The sequence below is a fragment of the Candidatus Beckwithbacteria bacterium genome (genome assembly GCA_026397255.1).
Taxonomy (GTDB): domain Bacteria; phylum Patescibacteriota; class Microgenomatia; order UBA1400; family CG1-02-47-37; genus JAPLVF01.
The window spans coordinates 158,115-177,387 of the sequence record JAPLVF010000013.1 but is presented as its reverse complement, the minus strand read 5'-3'; the positions used below and the strand labels follow the sequence as shown (position 1 = coordinate 177,387).

Sequence of the window (19,273 nt, the reverse complement as noted above, 5' to 3'; positions counted from 1 at the left end):
GGTTAAAAACTCACGTATAGCGGGTTGGATTTGACCGGGATCAATGTGTTGTCAGCACGGGAAATTTCCGCCCGGGCAATCCCCACCATCTGTTTTTCACCTTTAACTATTTTTAACAGTTCCCCCTTTTCATTTAAGTTGGTTAGCTTCAGTTCATAGACTTTGCCAATCGGCAGGTTAATTATATTTTGCTCAGTAATTGTGGCGTTAAGTGGACTGATGGTCAAGCCGCCGTCGCCGCTGAAAATTAACAGCCACACCAATATTTCTTCTGCCGATTGAATATTTGTCGCCGTTAAGTTGGCAACATTAGGAATGTTTTGATTTTTGGTTAAAGCCAATTCGGCTTCCGTGTACTCGTCCGTCACAAAAAACATTCCCGGCCAACTGGTTTTCTGGCCTAAAATATTCACTTCCACTATTCCGGATTTAGCCCCCTCAGGAACTTTAAATTCAATGTAACTGCCGGTCCAGGAAACCAAATTTTCGTGGGGAATTTTCGTGCCGGCCAGATAAACCGCGCTTTGCGGGTGAATTCCGCCCAGATTTTCGCCGTGAATCAAGACAGAATCGCCGACTTTACCGAAGAAGTGATCGACTAAATAAATTTTTGGCGGACCAGCCGGTGTTTCAAACCTATCCGTTACCGGTTGAACACTGGGATGGATTAACGCCGCCTCCGACCTGGTTCGGGTTTGGTTAGTCGCCACTTGAATACTGATCGGAATTACCGCCACCAGCAGCAGGAAAATTCCAAACCCCATAATTTTTTTCCAGGAAAGCTGATAAAACCACCTTAAAAGACTCATAGAAATTAGCTGCCTTTTTTAGTAATTATTATTGTTTGGTTATTGGCGTCAAAATTAACATTGAATTGTTCAAAAAATCCGATTCTCCCCAAAATATTACTGCTGTTCGGGTTTTCCGAAAACACCACCGGGATTACTACTTCTTCTTTACCGATTTTAATGACAAATTCACCCCGATAGGCAAACGTTTTCTGTCCGGCAAAACCCTCAATTGTAATTCTTGGCAACTCTTCCAGGCTTACCCCTAAGTCGGAGGCTAAAGTTTGCGGTAAAGCCGAGACTACTGCCCCACTGTCAATTAAAAATTCAAAATCTTTATATCCGTAAATCGTTTTTACCGGTAACGTAACCTTGGGATCGATTGTCGCGCCGAAATATTTGTACAAAGTTTGTTGGTAGGGAATTGTTAAAATCGCTCCGTTTGTTTGGCCGATGAGGCCGGCAAAACCAATTTTAGCTGTTGTTAGTTTACTTTTTTTCTGCCAGTTAAACAAAAATAATCCGGTGACCACAAACAATAGCACTACGATCACAAGTTTAAAGACAGCGATTAGTTTCCAACGAGCATTTTCTTCCATTTCTCTTTATATTATAGCTAATGAAAGTTTTTCTGGCTACTCAAAACCAAAACAAAGTCAAAGAGTATAGATTTTTATTAAAAAATTCCTCTCTTAAGTTACTTAAGTCACCAAAGCCACTTACCATTAAAGAAGCTGGCCAGAGTTTTCGGGAAAATGCCATAATTAAAGTCGCCACTTACGGCCGCTACTTCAACACATCTGTTTTAGCTGACGACTCTGGCTTGGTTATATCTAGTTTAAACGGTTTTCCCGGAATCAAAACTAACCGTTTTGCCCGGGGGAATTATTCTCGGGCAATGGCCGAGATTATTCGTCGCTTGGCAGGCAAGTCTAACCGCCAAGCAAAATTTGTTTGTTGTTTAGCTTTTTATCAGCCAGGCAGAAAAATTATCACTTTCACCGGTGAAGCTAAAGGGCTAATTAATCTTGAGCCTAAAGGGAAAAAGGGTTTTGGTTTTGACCCGATTTTTTATTATCCGCCCCTGAAAAAAACTTTTGCCCAAATGAGTTTAAGCCAAAAAAATCTTTATAGTCACCGGGCTAAAGCTTTAGCCAAATTGATAAAATGGCCAGGATTATTAAAAACCCGGCAGTAATCAGTAAAGTTTTCTTTAAATCTTTAATTATTAACCGTCTCTTTTCCATTTCTTGGTTTTTTTCTGGCATGGCTGTGGGAATTATTTCTCTTGTCTCAACCCTTTGTTTAGCCCTGATTTTTTGTTCCCTGGTTCTTCTTTTGGACATAAGTAATATTATAGTATAAAATTAGAACACAGATGATACTCAATTCAGTTATCCTGCAATATTTGGTTTTATTTTTGTTTCTTTGGGTAATTGTTTTGACAGTGTTATTAGTCCGCTCCTTGCTTCACTATAACCGCCTGACAAAAAAAATTACCAAAAAAGATTTAAAAACGGTTTTATCCCAACTTTTAGACAAAGTCGAGCTAAACGAAAAAGAAATTGCTATACTTAATCAGGAATTAATTAAGGTTAAAGTTAATCTTAAATCAACTTTCCAAAAAATTGGTTTTGTCCGCTTTAACCCTTTTTCCCAAACCGGGGGCGACCAAAGTTTTTGTCTGGCCTTGCTTGACGAAAATGATAATGGCTTGGTTTTAAGCTCGCTTCATTCCCGTGAGGCCACCCGGCTTTATGCTAAAACCATTAAAAATAAACAGGCAGAAAATTATGAATTATCCAAGGAGGAGCTAAAAGCGATCCAAAATGCCAAATAAAAAATTTTTATTCATCATTGGAAGCGTTGGAGTTTATTTATTAGTGACCGGTATTTCTTTTGCCGCCTTTACTTTCGCTTTTAAGGGTGGCAGTAGTTTAACTTCGCCCCTATCTAGCTCAAATACAAATCAGGCGGAAAACAACAACCGGAAGGCGCTTACCGATGTTACTGGCGCCAAAACTGCCGTTTGTCCGCTCAATGGGGCCAAATACTCTGCCGCCGAACAAAAACTTTGGGAAAGCCGTCGGCCTTTAGCCGTGATGATTGAGAATCATTTAGAGGCCAGGCCGCAATCCGGTTTGTCTGATGCCGATATTGTTTACGAAGGCATCGCTGAAGGCGGGATTACTCGTTTTGAAGCTATTTTTTACTGTCAGGCAGCTGCCTATGAATCAATTATTGGGCCGGTGCGTAGCGCCCGGACCTATTTTGTCGATTGGGCCTCCGAATACAACCTGCCTTTGTATGCCCATGTCGGCGGCGCCAATACTTCGGGACCGGCGGACGCCCTCGGCCAATTGGAAAGCTATGGTTGGGCCGGCGCCAATGATTTAAACCAATTTTCTATTGGTTATCCGACTTTCTGGCGCGATTATGAAAGATTAGGACATACTGTCGCCACGGAACACACGATGTATTCAACCACCACCAAATTGTGGGAGATTGGCGTCAAGCGCGGCTTTACCAATCTTGACCCGGATAAAGTTGAATGGTCAAAGGGGTTTACTCCCTGGAAATTTGCTAAAGACGACAGCGCCCAAGACAAACGGTCGGATTCTCAAACCGTTAGTTATCCGTTTTGGGAAGATGAAAACTATGCTGTTAGTTGGCAATACGATAAAACCAGCAACCTTTATAAGCGGTTTAATGGCGGTCAGGAGCATAAAGATCTGAATATTAACGAACAGTTAACCACCAAAAATCTGCTGGTTCAGTTTAGCGTAGAAAAAAATGCCAATGATGGTTATCCCGGCAACGTTCATCTTTTATATACCACCATTGGTCAAGGCAAAGCTTTAATTTTTAAAGACGGCCAAGCCATTGCCGGTACTTGGGCCAAAGCCAAACGTACCAGCCGGACGGTTTTTTACGACGATAAAGCTAAAGAAATCGTTTTTAACCCAGGTAAAATCTGGATTTCTGTTTTGCCAGTCGGCACCAAGGTAGCTTATTAACCTGCCAGAAAGACCATTATGGCGGAACTACAAGATCTGTTTGTTTCAAAAGTCCGCGTCAAGCTGATTCAGCTTTTTCTAAATCAGCCTCAGGAAATATTTTATGTGCGGCAGCTGGTGCGTTTGGCCGGAGAAGAAATCAATGCCGTCCGCCGCGAGCTTGGTCGTTTGGAAAAGCGGGGCCTGGTGAAAAAAGAGGCTCGGGCCAACCGGTTATATTACTTTTTCAATAAAAACTATGCTTTCTACCAGGATTTAATTAATTTAACAGCTAAAACTGTCGGTTTGGGGGCGGACATTATTAAGCACAAAGCTGCTTTGGGTAATATTAAATTTGCCCTTCTTTCCGGCCGCTTTGCCCGGCGGATGCCCCGCAAATCAGACGAAAACATTGACCTTTTATTAGTCGGAACGATTAAGGCCGCTGAGCTTAATCAGTTAATCCGTAAAGCCGAAAGTGAACGCGAAAAAGAGATTAATTACGCGCCCATGTCTGTAGAAGAATTTGCGTTTAGAAAACAGCGCCGCGACCCTTTTTTACAAAAAATTTTGATGGCCGGGCGGGTCATGCTGATCGGCGACGAAGAGGAGATGGTCGGCTAAGACCTTGAGCGAAGTCGAAAGGTAATATAATTTATGGAACAAAAAGTTATGACCGTCGGTAACAGCCTTGGTGTCACCGTGCCTTCTTCTTTTGTTAAGGCCGTCGGTATCAAGGCCAAAGACAAGGTTAAGGTAAAAACCGTTCTGGAAACCGGCCAGGTAATTTATTCTTTTCAAGGCGCCAAACAGCTATCTTTAAATTCTTTGCCGCCGGCGCCATAGTTTATGAACCGGCTTTTTTGGCGATTTTTATTTATTATTGGCTTGACTGCGGTTTGTCTCTTTATTGACCTTCGTTCTCAGATTCCCTTAAAAACTGGCTTGGATTTGCAGGGTGGGACTCATTTAATTCTTCAAACGGATATGTCCGGTCTGGACAAGAAAGACAGAAGCGACGCCCTGGAATCAGTTAAACAGGTGATTGCCCGCCGGGTGGATCTCTATGGCGTTTCCGAACCGGTCCTTCAGACTTCAACTCAGGAAGAATCTTACCGTTTAATTGTGGAACTTCCCGGTATTAAAGACATTAATCAGGCTATTGGTCTGATTGGCCAAACCGCTCAGCTCGATTTTCGGGAAGATCAAACCTCGACTCCCGGCGCTACCAGTCTTATCTTTCAGCCGGCCGGTTTAACCGGCAAAGATTTGAAAAAAGCCAGCGTCACTTTTGGTCAGTCAGGCGGAACTTCTGGTCAGCCGGTGGTCAGCTTAGAGTTTACCGAAGTCGGAGGCAAAAAGTTTGCGGACATTACTACTAGGAATGTCCAAAAACCACTGGCCATTTTTTTGGACGATCAGTTGATTACTGCCCCGACCGTTAATGAGCCGATTCTGAACGGCCAGGCCATTATTTCTTCAAGTAGCTTTACTCCTAAAACTGCGGCCGATTTAGCCATCCAGTTAAACGCCGGCGCTTTGCCGGTGCCGATTAAAATTGTTGAGCAGGAAAATATTTCCGCCACCCTGGGGGCTGATTCGGTCGCCAAAAGTCTGGTTGCCGGTGCTGTCGGCTTGGGATTGGTGATGTTTTTTATGATCCTTCTGTATGGTTTTAATGGCTTTTTAGCTGACGTGGCCCTAGCGATCTATGGCCTAATCACCCTAGCTATCTATAAGCTGGTTCCCGTCACCCTGACTCTTCCCGGAATTGCCGGTTTTATTTTAACGATTGGCATGGCCGTTGACTCCAATATCTTAATTTTCGAGCGCCTGAAGGAAGAATTAAGAGATGGCCGGCCTTATTCGGTAGCTTTAGAGCTGGCTTTTGGCCGGGCTTGGGACTCAATTAAAGATGCCAACACCGCTACCATTATCACCAGCCTAGTTTTAATCAATCCGTTTAATTTTACTTTCCTTAATGTTTCCGGCATGGTCCGTGGTTTTGCCTTGACCTTATTAATCGGGGTTTTAATCAGTTTATTTACCGGCATTATTGTTACTCGGACTTTTATGAGATTATTTTTAGGGAGGCGGGTCAACTTATGATCAACTTCATGAAATACAAATATTTATACTTTGCTTTTTCTTTATTGTTTATTCTGCCTGGTTTGTATTTTCTTATTCGCCACGGTTTAAAGCCCAGCGTCGATTTTACCGGCGGCAGCTTATTGGAAATTAGCCTTCAATCTGATAAAAATATTGCTTTAAATGAACTGCGTCCGGTGGTGGAGTCAGAAATTGCTTTAAGCAATCTGCAGACTGCCGGGGTTAACACCTTTATTATCCGTTCTCAAGTCATCGACCAATCAGCCAGTCAAAAATTGCAGACAGCCATTTCTCAAAAATTCGGACCCGTCAGTGAAAAACGCTTTGAAACAATTGGACCGACGCTGGGAAAAGAATTAATCCTGAAGACCATTGTTGGCATTCTGCTTTCTGCCGGCTTTATTCTTGGCTATGTCGCTTATCGTTTTCGCAATGCCAAATTCGGTGTTTGTGCCATCTTAGCTATGCTGCATGACACTTTTATTATGATCGGTGTCTTTGCTTTCTTAGGAGTTTATTTTGGGGTGGAAATCGATTCTTTGTTTGTCACCGCCTTGTTGACGATTTTGTCTTTTTCTGTTCATGACACCATTGTTGTTTATGACCGTATCCGTGAATCGCAAAAACTCTTTCCTAAATTATCTTTTACCCAGTTAGTCAACAAAGCCGTTACCGAAACCCTCGGCCGCTCGCTTAATAATTCCTTAACGATTATTTTTATGCTTTTAGCCTTGTATTTATTCGGCGGTTCCACCACTAAATGGTTTGTTTTTGCCTTATTAATCGGCACCGTCTCCGGCACCTATTCTTCCACCTTTACCGCCGCGCCTTTATTAGTTCTCTGGGAAGAAATTAAAACATCACATTCTCGACATCACACACCCGGTGTGTGATAGTAATAGTAGTATAAAAATCAATGCCCAGTAGAGAAGATCCTTTAGTTACAGGGGAAATTTATCACGTTATTAATCGCGGCGTAGCTTCAATGCCAATTTTCAATGATAATCGCTATTATCGTCGATTCTTAGAAACTGCTCTTTACTATCAGCATTACCAACAATCAATGCGGTATTCATACTTTTCCCGATTACCGCAATCAGTAAGAGCAGAGTATTTATTAAAACTAAATGAATCAAAAAAATATTTCGTAGAGATCATCTGTTATTGTTTAATGCCTAATCATTTTCATTTTCTCTTAAAACAAGTTAACGATAAAGGAATTTCTGAATTTATGCGCAAACTATCTGAAAGCTATACTCATTATTTTAATGTTAAGAATAAAAGAATAGGGCCAATTTTCCAAGGAAGATTTAAATCTATAAGAGTCGAAACGGAACAACAACTTTTACACGTTACCCGCTATATCCATCTTAATCCTTATAGTTCCGGAATCATCAAGACAATCTCCAGCTTAAAAGACTATCAATATTCTTCACTTCCGGAATACTTAAGATTAAAAAATGAAATTTGTCAGAAAGACATTATTGTTAACTATTTTAAAAAACTTAATGGTTATGAAGATTTTATTTTTGGCCAGGCTGATTATCAAAGAGAACTATCAATAATTAAACACATCTTGCTTGAAAATCCTGAAACTGACTAATTTTCTCTATCACACACCCGGTATGTGAGAATCTTTAATTTTCTTCAACAAATATTCCCTCTCGTTTTTGGAAGCGTCGTAGATTTATTTAAACTGAAACCGAAAACTTTTACCCGTCGCTTCGGCGATTTGATAGAGAGTTTCCAGGGTTAAGTTTTGCTCTCCGCTTTCTGCCCGGCTGATAAATTCCCGTTTTACTTTCATTTTACTGGCCAATTTTTCTTGGGTTAATTTCAGTTGTTTTCTTAATTTTCTTAAGGCCATGGCCGCTTTTAAATAGCGGGCTTGTTTTAAAATTTCTCTTTGGTGTTTTTTAGAATACCGCGAAAAAACTTCATCATAAGAAATTAAATCTCCTCTTTTAATTGCGGTTTTAATTTTATCATTCATATTGTTTTAACCTCCTTTTAGCGGTTTTTAGGTTTTTTAACGGTGTTTTCTGGGTCTTTTTATGGAAAAAGTGAAGAATGACAATAAATTCTTTTCCCATATATGCATAAAAACCTCGGAATTCTCCTTGTAACTTAACTCTGATTTCATAAAGATTTTTCTCAAGTTTTTTAGTTACCGGAAACTCCAGTTTTCCGGTTGTTTTCAAAATATTGATTAAAGATAAGAAAACTTTTTGAACTGAAATGGAAAATTCAGCCAGTTCTTTATCAGCATTTTTGTCATAATAAATCTTTTTCATGCCAATTTAGATTGATAGTAACTTAAAAGTTACATTATGTCAAGTATGAGTTTGTATTTCTTTAATTCTCTTTAACAAATACTCCCGGTCGTTTTTGGTGGCGTCTTCCATTACTTCATCAAATATTTTTTTCAAAATTTGGCCGACTTTCGGTCCGCTTGGAATATTTAAAGTGTCCATTACATCTTTACCGTTAACTTTTAAGTCAGTAATTTGCATCGGCGTATACAATACCTGCTCAATCCTTTCCTGTAATTCGCGTAGCCGCCACGAAGTCGCCTTGCTTCCGCCGCCAATGCGGTCGCCAACCCGGAGCATTATCATATTATTAATATTTTCTTTGCCGATCCGGCGGATAAATCTTCTGATAGCTTTATCAGTCATTTTCGGTTCATAAGCGAACATATGCCAGCGGACCAATAACCATAGCAAGTCGCTGTCTTTTTTTGATAAGCGCAAACGGCGGCTGATAAGTTTCGTCATTCTGGCCCCGGCGACCTCGTGGTTGTAAAAAGTAATTTCTTTACCTTCCCGGCTTGCCTTAACCATCGGTTTGCCGATATCATGAAGTAAAGTGGCTAAGCGGATAATCGGGTTGGGGGAGGGAGAGGCGGCTAAACTATCCAAACTGTGATTCCAAACATCTTTAGTGTGGTGTCCCGCCTGTTCGATTTCCCGCGTCTCGATTAATTCCGGCAAAATATATTTTAAAATTCCCGTGCTGAATAATAATAAAATTCCGTCTTTTGGATATTTCGAGCCCAGAATTTTTAATAATTCATCCCTTACTCTTTCGGCGCTGATTTGTTTAATTAAAGTGCTGTTTTTACTAATCGCTGCCAGGGTTTTTATTTCTATGCTAAAACCTAATTGGCTGGCAATTCTGATTGCCCGCATCATTCTTAAAGCGTCTTCTTGAAATCTTTTATTCGGGTCGCCAACCGCTCTAATTAGTTTATTGGTTAAATCTTTTTCTCCCTCAAACGGATCGATCAATTTTAGATTTTTATTAAAACTCATGGCATTAATAGTAAAATCCCTTCTTTTTAAATCTTCTTTTAAGCTTTTTCCCCACGCCACCTTATCCGGCCGCCGTCTGTCTGAATATCCCGATTCGCTTCTGAAAGTGGTTATTTCATAGACTCTGTCAGTCTTACTTTTTAATCCGAATTGTTCTTCCAGATGTTTAGCCGCCACACCCACGGTTCCAAATCGATTATCATAGAAAGCCTCTTTAAATAGTTTCACAATTTCTTCTGGGTTAGCATCGCTAGTGAAATCCCAATCTTTAACCGGCGTTTCTGTTAAGATATCCCTGACTGCTCCACCCACCACATAAGCTTCAAATCCGGCCTTTTCCAAAGTTTCCAAAACTTTAACCACCAATTCAGGCAGCTTAATCTTCATATGATAAGATTATAGCCGTTATGAATAAAAATTGGAAAATTATTTTAAGCTTACTCAAAAAACGCGGCTTGATCACCAAAAAAGACCAGGTTGAATTTCTTAATCCCACCAATCCGGAAAAAATTAAACTTAAGGATCTAAAGATCAGTAAAATTCAGGTGGCCAAAGCTATTTCCAGGATCAAACAGGCTATCAAAAATCAGGAACTAATTTATATTTACGGCGACTACGACACTGACGGTGTCAGCGCCACCGCCATTCTTTGGGAAGCCCTTAATTTTTTAGGGGCCAAAGTTTTGCCCTATATTCCGGTACGCAACGATCCCGTTCGCGGTCTCTCTCCGACAGGAATAGGATCACTTAAAGATCATCCCTCCCTCATTATTACTGTCGATAACGGCATTTCTGCTTTTAAAGGTTGTGAATTTGCTAAAAAATTGGGGATTGATGTTATTATTACCGATCACCACCTACCTCAACATCGACAAGGGAAAGTTCACTTACCACCAGCCTTAACTATTATTCATACCACTGAGTTGGCCGGTGCCGGCGTGGCCTGGTTTTTTAGCCGGGAAATTCTTAAATCGCTAAATACTAAAAGCTATATGCTAAATACTATTCTTGACTTAGCCGCTCTCGGCACGATTGCCGATATGGTACCCTTAATCGGTCCCAACCGTAGCTTGGTTAAATTCGGTTTACAACAATTACGCCAAACCCAACGTTTTGGCCTTAAAGCCCTAGCTAAAGTTGCCGGCCTTGATCTAACCAATATTTCCGAACACCAGGTCAGTTTTATTTTCGCTCCCCGGCTTAATGCCATGGGTCGCATGGAACACGCCTTAAATTCTTTACGCCTGGTTTGTACCAAAGATAAAGAGCGGGGAGAAAAATTAGCCAAACATTTAGGGGAAATTAATCAACTGCGTCAGGATAAAACTTTAACCATGTTTCTTGATGCCAAAAAAAAGTGGTTAACCACCAATCAAAAAAAAGCTTTAATCTTTGTGGCTGACAAATCCTACCATGAGGGCGTGGTTGGCTTGGTTGCCGGTCGCTTAGCTGAAGAATTTCATCATCCGTCCGTGGTTATTGCCTTGGGCAAAAATTATTCCAAAGCTTCTATTCGTTCTATTAAGGGGTTTAACGCCATTAAAAACATCCGGTCTTTGGAAAGATATTTGTTGGAGCATGGTGGTCACGAGTTAGCCGCCGGTTTTACGATCGACAATAAGAATATTAAATTAGTTCAAAAAAAATTGGAAAACCTGGCCCAAACACAATTATCCGGCAATCAGCTGCAGCCGGTTATAGAAATCGATTGCGAGATTAAACTTTCGGATATCACTTGGGACTTAATGGCTGATCTGGAAAAATTAAGGCCTTTTGGTTTTGGGAACTCCGAGCCGGTTTTTTGCACGAGCCAAGTTAAATTAATCAACTTTCGCCCAGTCGGTCAGGACAATAAACACCTAAAGCTTCGTCTTGAAAAATTTTCAGGGATAGCTTTTAATCAAGGCTATCTGGCCGATAAACTTACCCCCGGCCAATTAGTCAATATTGCCTATACGCTTGAGAAAAATGAATGGCACAACAAAAAAGAATTGCAGCTAAAGATAAAAGAGATTATTACAACCTGAAAATCATTTCTCGGCCATTTTTAAATTTTAACAAGCAAGCCGCTGGCTGTTTTTTTTGATCAGATAATATTTCTAATGATTCTATTTCATAGCGAGAGATTGTCTCGTCAGCTAATAACTCTGAAAGTGAAACAAAATGCTCCAAAGGAGGAACTTGAGGGGTGGGCGAATCTGCGGGCATAATTAATTTTTTTAAATCACCCAAAGTCATTCCTGGTTCAATGTGTTCATTTACTTTTTTTAGGCAAGAATGTAGGTTATTTGGACTTTGAGGACATTTGTTTCGCGCCCATTTTGGAAGTGGACATGGTCTTTCACAAATAGTAGCCATATTAAAAATTTCTCCCGATTATAACATTTATTGATTGTCAAGAGGAGGGTTTATCAATATAATCAAAGTTATGGAAAGAACTTTGGCGGTTGAGGCGGTTAAACACGTCGCTAAAACCGTTTTATTAAAAGGCTGGGTGAATTCAGTCCGTTCCCACGGCAAAATTACTTTTTTTGATTTACGTGACCGGTCGGGCCTGATTCAGATAGTCACTCAGTCAAAAATTGATTTAAAACCGGAGTCGGTTGTGGCCGTCACCGGTCAGGCAGTCAAACGGCCGGAAAAATTAGTTAATCCCAAATTGGCGACCGGCACTGTCGAAATTCAGGCGGAAAAAATTGATATTATTACCAAATCCAGAGAATTACCTTTCCCGCTGGATACGGACGGCCACGACATCGACGAAACCATCCGTTTAAAATACCGCTACTTGGATTTACGCCGGCCGCGCCTAAATCAAATTATTAAGGCTCGTTCCCGGGTGGTAAATTTTATCCGTCAATATTTATTGAATCAGGATTTTGTGGAAGTCGAAACCCCGATTTTAACCAAAACGACTCCTGAAGGCGCCCGGGATTTTCTCGTGCCTTCCCGGTTACAGCCCGGTAATTTTTATGCCCTGCCGCAAAGTCCCCAGCAATATAAACAAATGCTGATGGTAGCCGGGTTTGAACGTTATTTTCAGATAGCCCGTTGTTTTCGCGATGAAGACCCGCGTCGCGACCGGGCTTACGGTGAATTTACCCAGCTGGATATCGAAATGTCTTTTGTCGAGCAAAACGACATTCTTCAATTAACTGAAGCGATGTTTACCAAGCTCATTAAACAACTCTTTCCCCATAAAACCATTTCTCAGTCGCCTTGGCCCAGAATTACTCACGCTCAAGCTAAAAAACAGTACGGTTCCGATAAACCGGACTTGAGAAAAGACAAAACCAACTCTGATGAATTGGCCTTTGCCTGGATTATTGACTTTCCGTTATTTACTAAGCAAAGCAAAGAGGACTTTTATTACGGTTCCGGCCAAGCCAAGTTTGCTCCGTCGCACCACATGTTTACCAGCCCGCACCCAGACGATATTAAATTACTAGACAAAAACCCTTTAAAAGTCCGGGGTTTGCAGCATGATTTAGTTTTAAATGGTTACGAAGTGGGCGGGGGATCAATCAGGATTCACGACCCCAAAATCCAGGAAAAAGTTTTCGAGTTGATCGGTTTTACCTCAAAGCAGAAAGAAGAATTCCGACACATGCTCACGGCCTTTACTTACGGTGTCCCGCCGCACGGCGGTATTGCTCCGGGCATTGACCGGTTTTTAATGGCCGTTTTTGGCGAATCCAGTGTCCGGGAAGTGATGGCTTTTCCGGCCGTCGCCTCCGGTCAAGTCTCGATCATGGACGCCCCCTCGCCAGCCACCGACGAACAACTAAAGGAACTTCATGTTAAAGTGGTTAAATGAAGCAGTTTTTAAATTTAAACCTTATTCTGGCGCTGATTTTTTCGTGTTTTCTGACCATTAAATTAGATGTTCTTACCCCGGTAACCCGGCCGGTTAATTACCAAATCAGTTCTTTTTCCGATTACCCCTTAAATTCTACTGGGCGACTCACTCCTTATTTATCTAGCCGTTCGGCCATTGTAATTGACGTCGACTCCAAAGCCATTATTTACGAAAAAAATCCTGATTTAAAACTTTTGCCCGCTTCTACTACCAAAATTATGACAGCCTTGGTGGCTTTGGATAACTATGTTCTTAGTGACATTGTCACTATCGGCAATATTAAGGTGGAAAAATCCAACATGGATTTAATTCCCGGCGAAAAAATTACTGTCGAAAATCTGCTTTATGGCCTTTTAGTCGCTTCTGCCAATGATGCCGCCGTGGCTTTGGCGCAATTTTATCCGAGCGGAGAAGCCGGTTTTGTAACAGCCATGAATCAAAAAGCAAACAGTCTACATCTTGATTCCACTCAATTTATTAATCCGATTGGCTTGGATAATTATAATCACTATACCACCGTTCATGATTTAAGCCTGTTGGCTGCCGTTGCCCTCCAAAATCCCGAATTTTCCAAAATTGTCTCGACCATTAGTATTACCGTCACCGACACCGATAACACCGTGATTCACGAGCTTAAAAATGTTAATCAGCTTTTGGGTCAGATTCCTGGTTTAGCCGGGGTTAAAACCGGCTTAACTCAATTGGCCGGGGAATGTTTAGTTGGTTACGTCCAGCGTAACGGTCACCGGATTATTACGGTTATTTTGGACAGTAGCGACCGCTTCGGTGATAGCCGTAGTCTTATTGATTGGACGTTTGCGAATCACCGTTGGGAGAATCTGTCAGCCATTCATTAGTAATTGCCGGCACGTAACCATAAAAACCACTATCGCCTTCAAAGACGATTATCGGCATTAAGAACCCGTTCGGGGTCTCGCTGTCATAATAGGCCAAATATATTCTTCTTATTGCCACTACTTCACTACTGCTGCCGACACTGGCAATAAATCCTTGTTTGGTTTGTAATTCTCTCCAGGCCTGGCTGGCCGATTTAATCGGATAGGTGGCCGATTGGTCAAAGTTAACCGGGAAATAATTATAATCAACCTGGATAATTTGTTTGGCTGTTTCTCTTGATCCGGAGAAAATAATACTGATAATCCCTTTTTGGGGGTTGGGCGGAAAGACGGCGTGATTATTGATGTCCGGCCGGAATACATCTGCCTGAACAAAGTCCGCCTCCGATAAACTCACCGCTTTCTGATATTGACCGCTGGAAAACGTTAAGTAGGAAATCTCAATTCTGGCGTTTTCCAACTCGCTACTTAACAGTCCCACTTGCCTTAAAAAATTCTTCACTTCAATTATTGTCTGTTCTTTTCCGGGCAACTGTTTTTCTGACAAAATTGTCGGGTCGGTTTGCCAATTTCTTTTTAAAGAAAACGAGCCGTTGATAATATCCATTTCCAGGATTGAGGGTAAAAATTCTTCAGTTTCCCAGCGGTAGCGTCTGTCGGTAATTTCTTTCGGCTGATCGGTAAAACTCATTTTTTTTGCCGTCAGCTTAGCCTGGTCAAGTGCCAGAAAATTAGATCGGAATGTCGGCATTAAATAAACCTCGGCTCGATCGCCTAAATCTGGGGTTCCTCCGGTTGTGGTTTCCAACCTTAAAGTAATTTCCGGATTTAATTTTTGCGGCCAGGCAATTTTTGTTAGTTTACCAAAAGCTACTGTCGGCGGCGGAGTTGGAGCCGGCTTAACCACCTTAAGATAGGTGTTAAAAAAGAATAAACCTACTTGTAACAATAAAAATGCCACTACTGCCACTAAGCCGAATAAAAAAACTTTTTTGGCCCCAACGGCGGTTTCTGTTAAAGTTGCCATTTCTCTTTGAGTATAGCTAGTTTCTCTGTTAAAATGCAAATATGTCTATTCGTGTCCGCTTTGCCCCCAGTCCGACCGGTATTCCCCATATTGGCAATACCCGCACTGCTTTATTTAATTACTTATTTGCCCGGCACAATAAGGGGAAATTGATTTTGAGAATTGAAGACACCGATCGGGAGAGATTAGTTCCCGGGAGTTTGAAAAAAATTTTACAAATTTTAAAAACTGTCGGCATTACCTGGGACGAAGGGCCGTATATTCAGTCCGAAAGATTACCAATTTACCAAGAACATGCCGAGTTGCTGGTTAAGAAGAAATTGGCTTACTATTGTTTTTGTACCAAAGAGCGGTTGGTAAAACTGCGTGGTCAGGGTTACGATCAGCATTGTTTAAAACTAAGTCCGGCTGAGGTGACCAACCTCTTGGTTAAGAAAACTCCTCACGTGATTCGTCTCCGGGTGCCGGATCAAGGCGTTACCGGTTGGGATGATTTGATTCAATCAAGAATTGAGTTTAAAAATGAATTATTGGATGATCAGGTACTGTTAAAATCTGATGGTTATCCGACTTATCATTTGGCTGTGGTCATTGACGATCATTTGATGAAAATCAGCCATATTTTACGCGGCGTCGAGTGGATTTCCTCCACTCCCAAACACCTTCTTCTATATCAGGCCTTTGGCTGGCCGATTCCTCAGATCGGCCACTTTCCGGTTATCTTAGGTCCGGATAAGGCTAAGTTGTCTAAACGCCACGGAGCCAAAAGCATTTTAGATTATCAAGCTGAAGGTTATTTACCTGAAGCGTTGGTCACATTTATGGCCTATCTTGGCTGGTCTTATCAGGATAATTCTCAGCTGCTGACAATGGAGCAGTTAATTAATTTATTTGACTTAACTAAAGTCCAAATTGCCAATTCAATTTTTGACCTTAAAAAATTGAATTATTTTAACGCTAAATTAATTCGGCAAACTCCGCCAAAAACCTTACTTCAATTAATTAAACCATACCTGAAATTAAAGATAAGCGATAAACAATTAGCTCAAATTATTCCTTTAATCCAGGAAAGAATGATTAAGTTGGGGGAAATTAATGATTTAATTGATTATTTTGTTAACCCGCCAAAAGTGGACAAACAGGCTTTGCTGGAGGAATCAAAACTGTCCGCCGTCGAGACAAAAAAATATTTGCAAGAGGTAATTCAAGTAATTAAAGTACTCAAATCTTGGACAGTAAAAAATTTAGAAACAGACCTGCATCAGTTACAGCAAAAATTAAATTTATCACCCCGCCAGGCCTTTATGACCTTAAGATTGGTGGTTACCGCCCGACCGGCCACTCCGCCCTTGTTTGATATTATATATATATTAGGGAAAGATGAAGCAATAAAGAGGTTAAATTATGCCCAAAAAACACTTGAATAAAATCAGTGGTAAAAACTTATTGGCTTCTGCCTCTTTAGCCGGCAGTTTATTGTTGACTTCCGGTTCGCAATCATTAAAAGCTTTGCCGGACAAGCCGCCGGAATTGCGTCTCCCCCTGGGATTAGTTAATGATGAAGAAATAAAAAAAATCTTAAGTAAATATTTAAATAAAGTTTTGCCGTCGTTCAACCGTGTTTTAACCGAAAAAGAAGAATTGTCAATCACGCAAGCAATTCAAAAAACTCTGGGGATTAAAGCTGTAGCCGAACTCGAAGGGAAGCGCTTAAATAACCAAATTGGCCTTATCGGTTTGGAGCAGCACCTCTTGCGTTATCCGGGCGACACCCTGGAAGGTCGTAGCTTTCCCCAGGTCGGGCTGGCTCCCGGCACCGGTGCTTGGGGTTATTTTGCTTCGTCTGCCGAAGCCTTGGCGAAGGTGGATCGGGAACGGGAAAAATATTATGTGGCGGTGCAAACCTTATATTTACCTGATTGGCCGCAGCAAGCCAACCAATTGAAGCAGTGGTTTCAATATCGTAAGGTTTTAGTGGTTAATCCTCAAACCGGTGCGGCCGTAGTCGCGGTTATCGCCGATGCCGGTCCGGCTAAACAGACCGGTAAGCAATTCGGCGGCTCACCGCAAGTCATGGTCGACCTTGGTCTTTATCCAAAAAACACGAAAGGCAAAGTCATTGTTTTATTTGTTGACGATCCGCACAATGAGGTCCCTTTAGGTCCGGTGACCCATTCTGCCGGTAAACCGCCTGCCCTAATCTAAAACATGTCTAGAATTTTTTGGGTTTTTCTCAGTTTATTTATTTTCTTACTGGTTTCGAGCCGGCCGGCTCAGGCAATCGTTAATCCTTTATCCGTTCCTAATAATCGTTTTGGTATTCACATTCTTGAGCCCGCGGATATTCCGGCTGCGGCCGCTTTAGTTAATAGTCAGGGAGGCGATTGGGGCTACGTGACTTTAATCATCCGGCAGAACGACCGGGATAAAAATAAATGGCAGACTGTCTTTGATCAATTGCGCCGTTTGCACTTGATTCCTCTTGTTCGACTGGCGACTAATCCTGAAAAAAATTACTGGGTTAAACCTGAAGTTTCGGAAGTTCAGACCTGGGTTGATTTCCTTAATTCTTTAAATTGGGTAGTTACCAACCGCTATGTGATTCTTTTTAATGAGCCCAATCATGCCTTGGAATGGGAGAACTCGATTAATCCGTCGGAATATAGCTCGATTGTGCGGCAATTTCATGACAAGTTAAAGGCCGCTTCAGAAGATTTTTTTATTTTGCCGGCTGGACTGGATACCGCCGCCCCCAACTCTAACTCCACCCTCTCCGCTGTTAATTATTGGCAGCGTATGTATCAAGCCGATCACGATATTTTTACGCTTTTTGATGGCTGGAACTCTCATAGTTATCCCAATCCTGATTTTTCCGGTTTGCCCACCGCTAAAGGCCTGGGAACATTGCAAAGCTATCAGGCAGAGGTTAATTACCTTGCAACCCTTGGATTAAATTCCTCCCTGCCGATTTTTATTACGGAAACCGGCTGGACTAATTTTTATTCCAATAATTTAACTGATCGCTATACTCAAGCCTTTACCCAAATTTGGACCCAAAGCAACTTAGTGACCATTACCCCGTTTATCTTAAATTATTCCGAAAGCCCCTTTAATCAATTTTCTTGGAGGAAGCCAAACTCTGCCGATTTTTACCCCCATTATTATGCGGTTCAATCTTTACCAAAAATTGCCGGCCGGCCGGAGCAAAATAATTCCAGTAGCATTGTTTCTAAGAACATCCCCGGTTCCTTAATTGACAATTCTGTTTATGAATTTTCCTTAAGTTTAACCAATACCGGCCAGTCCATTTGGACACCGGCTGATTTTAGTTTATTAACTAGCGGCGATTTTCCTCCGGACCTGGTTCAGGTTAGTCTGGTTAATTCCACCGAGCCGTTTCAAACAGCCGATTTTAAAATTAACTTAAAAACTCCGCCTGATCATCAAGATTTTTCTCTTGGCCTTCAATTAAGCCTTAAAGGCAAACCTTTCGGGGAAAAGTTTTACCAAACCATCAAAGTTGTCCCGCCGCCGTCATTGGTGGCTCATATCAAAATGCTGTTTAAGCGTCAGGTCAGCGGGAATGATTTTCAGCTGTTAGTTTACGATGAGAGAAACGAATTGCAGACAAAATTAAACCTTCAGGTTAATAATGGCCTAAGCCAGCCGGTATTTTTGTACAATTTAGTTCCGGAAAACCTTTACCGTTTTGTTTTATTAAAACCGGAATTTCTGCCGCGTCAGCTTTATTCCCCGCTTAACCCGAAAGAAACCGAAATTACTTTTAAACCTCTTCTTCCCAATCTTTTTAAAGTTTTACTTGACCCACTTAATTATCTTCGCCTGCGTTTGTAAATTGGTCAGCCAATCCTGAATCTGCGCGCTTTCAGTTCCGGCCATTTTTTCTACCAATTTGTTTAATTTGATATCTTCCGTCAGGTCTTGCCTCGTCATCCCTTGTAAAGTTAACAGTTCATTTAAATCAGTCCCTTGCTGTTTTGCTAAGTCTTCTATCCGGCTGATCTCGGCCTGAATTTCATTATTAGCCACACTGACTTTTTGTTTTTTAGCTTCACTGGTAATTAAAGTTTTAGTAATCACCGAATTTAATGCCTGTTGTCCGGCCAGTCGATTTAATTCTTGGCTATAGCTCAACTTCCAGATTGGCCGGCCGTTTACCCAAGCCACCACAATTTGATTTTTAAAATAAAACAACAAACCTAAAAACGCTAAAATTGCTAAAACAATCACGAAGATTCTTGGGTTTTTTAGTTGGGGTTGGCTTTTTTTTGTTTTCATTGTTTAATGATAACAGAAACTATT

23 protein-coding genes are annotated in these 19,273 nt (G+C 41.3%); 14 read left to right on the top strand and 9 right to left on the bottom strand.

Features of this window, described 5'->3' with window-relative positions; translation table 11 throughout:
* Window positions 1-2: 2 nt before the first annotated feature.
* Together NTZ93_03395 and NTZ93_03390 are read right to left on the bottom strand one after the other, a co-directional pair.
* A complete protein-coding gene (locus NTZ93_03395) occupies window positions 3-809 on the bottom strand; it encodes a hypothetical protein (GenBank protein MCX6816884.1) in 807 nt (268 codons plus the stop codon).
* A gap of 5 nt (window positions 810-814) precedes the next feature.
* Window positions 815-1,387 carry an aspartyl protease family protein gene (locus NTZ93_03390; GenBank protein MCX6816883.1) on the bottom strand — a complete coding sequence of 191 codons (573 nt, stop codon included), beginning with the start codon at window positions 1,385-1,387 and terminating at the stop codon, window positions 815-817.
* Between the two features lie 20 nt (window positions 1,388-1,407).
* On the opposite strand from NTZ93_03390, the gene rdgB reads away from it, so the two are divergent.
* Window positions 1,408-1,986 carry an RdgB/HAM1 family non-canonical purine NTP pyrophosphatase gene (gene rdgB / locus NTZ93_03385; GenBank protein ID MCX6816882.1) on the top strand — a complete coding sequence of 193 codons (579 nt, stop codon included), beginning with the start codon at window positions 1,408-1,410 and terminating at the stop codon, window positions 1,984-1,986.
* Here the strand turns inward: rdgB and NTZ93_03380 are convergent.
* A complete protein-coding gene (locus tag NTZ93_03380; GenBank protein MCX6816881.1) occupies window positions 1,931-2,134 on the bottom strand; it encodes a hypothetical protein in 204 nt (67 codons plus the stop codon). The two genes, rdgB and NTZ93_03380, sit on opposite strands and share 56 nt — an antisense overlap.
* Before the next feature lie 32 nt (window positions 2,135-2,166).
* On the opposite strand from NTZ93_03380, the gene NTZ93_03375 reads away from it, so the two are divergent.
* From NTZ93_03375 to NTZ93_03345, 7 genes are read left to right on the top strand one after another with little or no spacing between them, the layout of a single operon-like run.
* A complete protein-coding gene (locus tag NTZ93_03375; GenBank protein ID MCX6816880.1) occupies window positions 2,167-2,628 on the top strand; it encodes a DUF4446 family protein in 462 nt (153 codons plus the stop codon).
* Entirely contained in the window at window positions 2,618-3,805 is a 1,188-nt protein-coding gene (locus NTZ93_03370; protein MCX6816879.1) for a DUF3048 domain-containing protein, read from the top strand. Before NTZ93_03375 ends, NTZ93_03370 begins: the two co-directional genes overlap by 11 nt.
* 18 nt (window positions 3,806-3,823) lie before the next feature.
* The gene (locus NTZ93_03365; protein ID MCX6816878.1) at window positions 3,824-4,408 is read left to right on the top strand and encodes a hypothetical protein; all 585 of its coding nucleotides are present in this window, start codon (window positions 3,824-3,826) and stop codon (window positions 4,406-4,408) included.
* 33 nt (window positions 4,409-4,441) lie between these two features.
* Window positions 4,442-4,630, top strand: coding sequence for an AbrB/MazE/SpoVT family DNA-binding domain-containing protein (locus NTZ93_03360; GenBank protein ID MCX6816877.1), 189 nt, complete (start codon window positions 4,442-4,444; stop codon window positions 4,628-4,630).
* 3 nt (window positions 4,631-4,633) lie between these two features.
* The gene (secD, locus tag NTZ93_03355; protein MCX6816876.1) at window positions 4,634-5,893 is read left to right on the top strand and encodes a protein translocase subunit SecD; all 1,260 of its coding nucleotides are present in this window, start codon (window positions 4,634-4,636) and stop codon (window positions 5,891-5,893) included.
* A gap of 8 nt (window positions 5,894-5,901) precedes the next feature.
* Complete coding sequence (gene secF, locus NTZ93_03350; protein ID MCX6816875.1) at window positions 5,902-6,786, top strand: protein translocase subunit SecF; 885 nt, start codon at window positions 5,902-5,904, stop codon at window positions 6,784-6,786.
* A gap of 23 nt (window positions 6,787-6,809) precedes the next feature.
* On the top strand, window positions 6,810-7,496 hold the full coding sequence (locus NTZ93_03345) for a transposase (protein MCX6816874.1): 687 nt from the start codon (window positions 6,810-6,812) through the stop codon (window positions 7,494-7,496).
* 84 nt (window positions 7,497-7,580) lie between these two features.
* Here the strand turns inward: NTZ93_03345 and NTZ93_03340 are convergent, their stop codons facing one another.
* The 3 genes from NTZ93_03340 to NTZ93_03330 are packed head-to-tail and all read right to left on the bottom strand — an operon-like array spanning window position 7,581 to window position 9,594.
* A complete protein-coding gene (locus NTZ93_03340) occupies window positions 7,581-7,886 on the bottom strand; it encodes a helix-turn-helix transcriptional regulator (GenBank protein MCX6816873.1) in 306 nt (101 codons plus the stop codon).
* Window positions 7,879-8,187, bottom strand: a complete 309-nt coding sequence (locus tag NTZ93_03335) for a type II toxin-antitoxin system RelE/ParE family toxin (protein ID MCX6816872.1) — start codon at window positions 8,185-8,187, stop codon at window positions 7,879-7,881. The genes NTZ93_03340 and NTZ93_03335 overlap by 8 nt, the downstream gene beginning before the upstream one ends.
* Window positions 8,188-8,226: 39 nt before the next feature.
* Window positions 8,227-9,594, bottom strand: a complete 1,368-nt coding sequence (locus NTZ93_03330; protein ID MCX6816871.1) for an HDIG domain-containing protein — start codon at window positions 9,592-9,594, stop codon at window positions 8,227-8,229.
* Window positions 9,595-9,614: 20 nt separating this feature from the next.
* Between NTZ93_03330 and recJ the strand changes: the two genes are divergently transcribed.
* Window positions 9,615-11,234 carry a single-stranded-DNA-specific exonuclease RecJ gene (gene recJ, locus NTZ93_03325; GenBank protein ID MCX6816870.1) on the top strand — a complete coding sequence of 540 codons (1,620 nt, stop codon included), beginning with the start codon at window positions 9,615-9,617 and terminating at the stop codon, window positions 11,232-11,234.
* Here recJ and NTZ93_03320 read toward each other — a convergent pair.
* Window positions 11,224-11,565: a hypothetical protein gene (locus tag NTZ93_03320; protein ID MCX6816869.1), complete on the bottom strand. Its 342-nt coding sequence runs from the start codon at window positions 11,563-11,565 to the stop codon at window positions 11,224-11,226. The genes recJ and NTZ93_03320 overlap by 11 nt on opposite strands.
* Window positions 11,566-11,635: 70 nt before the next feature.
* On the opposite strand from NTZ93_03320, the gene NTZ93_03315 reads away from it, so the two are divergent.
* The gene (locus tag NTZ93_03315) at window positions 11,636-13,024 is read left to right on the top strand and encodes an OB-fold nucleic acid binding domain-containing protein (protein ID MCX6816868.1); all 1,389 of its coding nucleotides are present in this window, start codon (window positions 11,636-11,638) and stop codon (window positions 13,022-13,024) included.
* A complete protein-coding gene (locus tag NTZ93_03310; protein MCX6816867.1) occupies window positions 13,021-13,923 on the top strand; it encodes a D-alanyl-D-alanine carboxypeptidase in 903 nt (300 codons plus the stop codon). Before NTZ93_03315 ends, NTZ93_03310 begins: the two co-directional genes overlap by 4 nt.
* Here the strand turns inward: NTZ93_03310 and NTZ93_03305 are convergent.
* Entirely contained in the window at window positions 13,868-14,950 is a 1,083-nt protein-coding gene (locus tag NTZ93_03305; protein MCX6816866.1) for a hypothetical protein, read from the bottom strand. The genes NTZ93_03310 and NTZ93_03305 overlap by 56 nt on opposite strands.
* Before the next feature lie 41 nt (window positions 14,951-14,991).
* On the opposite strand from NTZ93_03305, the gene gltX reads away from it, so the two are divergent.
* The 3 genes from gltX to NTZ93_03290 are packed head-to-tail and all read left to right on the top strand — an operon-like array spanning window position 14,992 to window position 18,805.
* Window positions 14,992-16,377 (top strand): glutamate--tRNA ligase, encoded by a 1,386-nt coding sequence (gltX, locus tag NTZ93_03300; GenBank protein MCX6816865.1) that lies wholly within the window; start codon window positions 14,992-14,994, stop codon window positions 16,375-16,377.
* Window positions 16,355-17,155, top strand: a complete 801-nt coding sequence (locus NTZ93_03295) for a hypothetical protein (GenBank protein ID MCX6816864.1) — start codon at window positions 16,355-16,357, stop codon at window positions 17,153-17,155. The genes gltX and NTZ93_03295 overlap by 23 nt, the downstream gene beginning before the upstream one ends.
* 3 nt (window positions 17,156-17,158) lie before the next feature.
* Complete coding sequence (locus NTZ93_03290) at window positions 17,159-18,805, top strand: hypothetical protein (GenBank protein MCX6816863.1); 1,647 nt, start codon at window positions 17,159-17,161, stop codon at window positions 18,803-18,805.
* Here NTZ93_03290 and NTZ93_03285 read toward each other — a convergent pair.
* Window positions 18,767-19,249 carry a SurA N-terminal domain-containing protein gene (locus tag NTZ93_03285; protein ID MCX6816862.1) on the bottom strand — a complete coding sequence of 161 codons (483 nt, stop codon included), beginning with the start codon at window positions 19,247-19,249 and terminating at the stop codon, window positions 18,767-18,769. The two genes, NTZ93_03290 and NTZ93_03285, sit on opposite strands and share 39 nt — an antisense overlap.
* Window positions 19,250-19,273 lie beyond the last annotated feature (24 nt).

Excerpts from the sequence above, each read along its gene's own strand:
- NTZ93_03345 (MCX6816874.1), top strand. The coding sequence starts at position 6,810 with ATGCCCAGTAGAGAAGATCCTTTAGTTACAGGGGAAATTTATCACGTT.
- NTZ93_03370 (MCX6816879.1), top strand. The coding sequence starts at position 2,618 with ATGCCAAATAAAAAATTTTTATTCATCATTGGAAGCGTTGGAGTTTAT.
- secD (MCX6816876.1), top strand. The coding sequence starts at position 4,634 with ATGAACCGGCTTTTTTGGCGATTTTTATTTATTATTGGCTTGACTGCG.
- NTZ93_03295 (MCX6816864.1), top strand. The coding sequence starts at position 16,355 with ATGCCCAAAAAACACTTGAATAAAATCAGTGGTAAAAACTTATTGGCT.
- gltX (MCX6816865.1), top strand. The coding sequence starts at position 14,992 with ATGTCTATTCGTGTCCGCTTTGCCCCCAGTCCGACCGGTATTCCCCAT.
- NTZ93_03390 (MCX6816883.1), bottom strand. The coding sequence starts at position 1,387 with ATGGAAGAAAATGCTCGTTGGAAACTAATCGCTGTCTTTAAACTTGTG.
- NTZ93_03375 (MCX6816880.1), top strand. The coding sequence starts at position 2,167 with ATGATACTCAATTCAGTTATCCTGCAATATTTGGTTTTATTTTTGTTT.
- NTZ93_03290 (MCX6816863.1), top strand. The coding sequence starts at position 17,159 with ATGTCTAGAATTTTTTGGGTTTTTCTCAGTTTATTTATTTTCTTACTG.
- NTZ93_03380 (MCX6816881.1), bottom strand. The coding sequence starts at position 2,134 with ATGTCCAAAAGAAGAACCAGGGAACAAAAAATCAGGGCTAAACAAAGG.
- NTZ93_03360 (MCX6816877.1), top strand. The coding sequence starts at position 4,442 with ATGGAACAAAAAGTTATGACCGTCGGTAACAGCCTTGGTGTCACCGTG.
- secF (MCX6816875.1), top strand. The coding sequence starts at position 5,902 with ATGAAATACAAATATTTATACTTTGCTTTTTCTTTATTGTTTATTCTG.
- NTZ93_03335 (MCX6816872.1), bottom strand. The coding sequence starts at position 8,187 with ATGAAAAAGATTTATTATGACAAAAATGCTGATAAAGAACTGGCTGAA.
- rdgB (MCX6816882.1), top strand. The coding sequence starts at position 1,408 with ATGAAAGTTTTTCTGGCTACTCAAAACCAAAACAAAGTCAAAGAGTAT.
- NTZ93_03315 (MCX6816868.1), top strand. The coding sequence starts at position 11,636 with ATGGAAAGAACTTTGGCGGTTGAGGCGGTTAAACACGTCGCTAAAACC.
- NTZ93_03285 (MCX6816862.1), bottom strand. The coding sequence starts at position 19,249 with ATGAAAACAAAAAAAAGCCAACCCCAACTAAAAAACCCAAGAATCTTC.
- NTZ93_03340 (MCX6816873.1), bottom strand. The coding sequence starts at position 7,886 with ATGAATGATAAAATTAAAACCGCAATTAAAAGAGGAGATTTAATTTCT.
- recJ (MCX6816870.1), top strand. The coding sequence starts at position 9,615 with ATGAATAAAAATTGGAAAATTATTTTAAGCTTACTCAAAAAACGCGGC.
- NTZ93_03305 (MCX6816866.1), bottom strand. The coding sequence starts at position 14,950 with ATGGCAACTTTAACAGAAACCGCCGTTGGGGCCAAAAAAGTTTTTTTA.
- NTZ93_03310 (MCX6816867.1), top strand. The coding sequence starts at position 13,021 with ATGAAGCAGTTTTTAAATTTAAACCTTATTCTGGCGCTGATTTTTTCG.
- NTZ93_03330 (MCX6816871.1), bottom strand. The coding sequence starts at position 9,594 with ATGAAGATTAAGCTGCCTGAATTGGTGGTTAAAGTTTTGGAAACTTTG.
- NTZ93_03395 (MCX6816884.1), bottom strand. The coding sequence starts at position 809 with ATGAGTCTTTTAAGGTGGTTTTATCAGCTTTCCTGGAAAAAAATTATG.
- NTZ93_03320 (MCX6816869.1), bottom strand. The coding sequence starts at position 11,565 with ATGGCTACTATTTGTGAAAGACCATGTCCACTTCCAAAATGGGCGCGA.
- NTZ93_03365 (MCX6816878.1), top strand. The coding sequence starts at position 3,824 with ATGGCGGAACTACAAGATCTGTTTGTTTCAAAAGTCCGCGTCAAGCTG.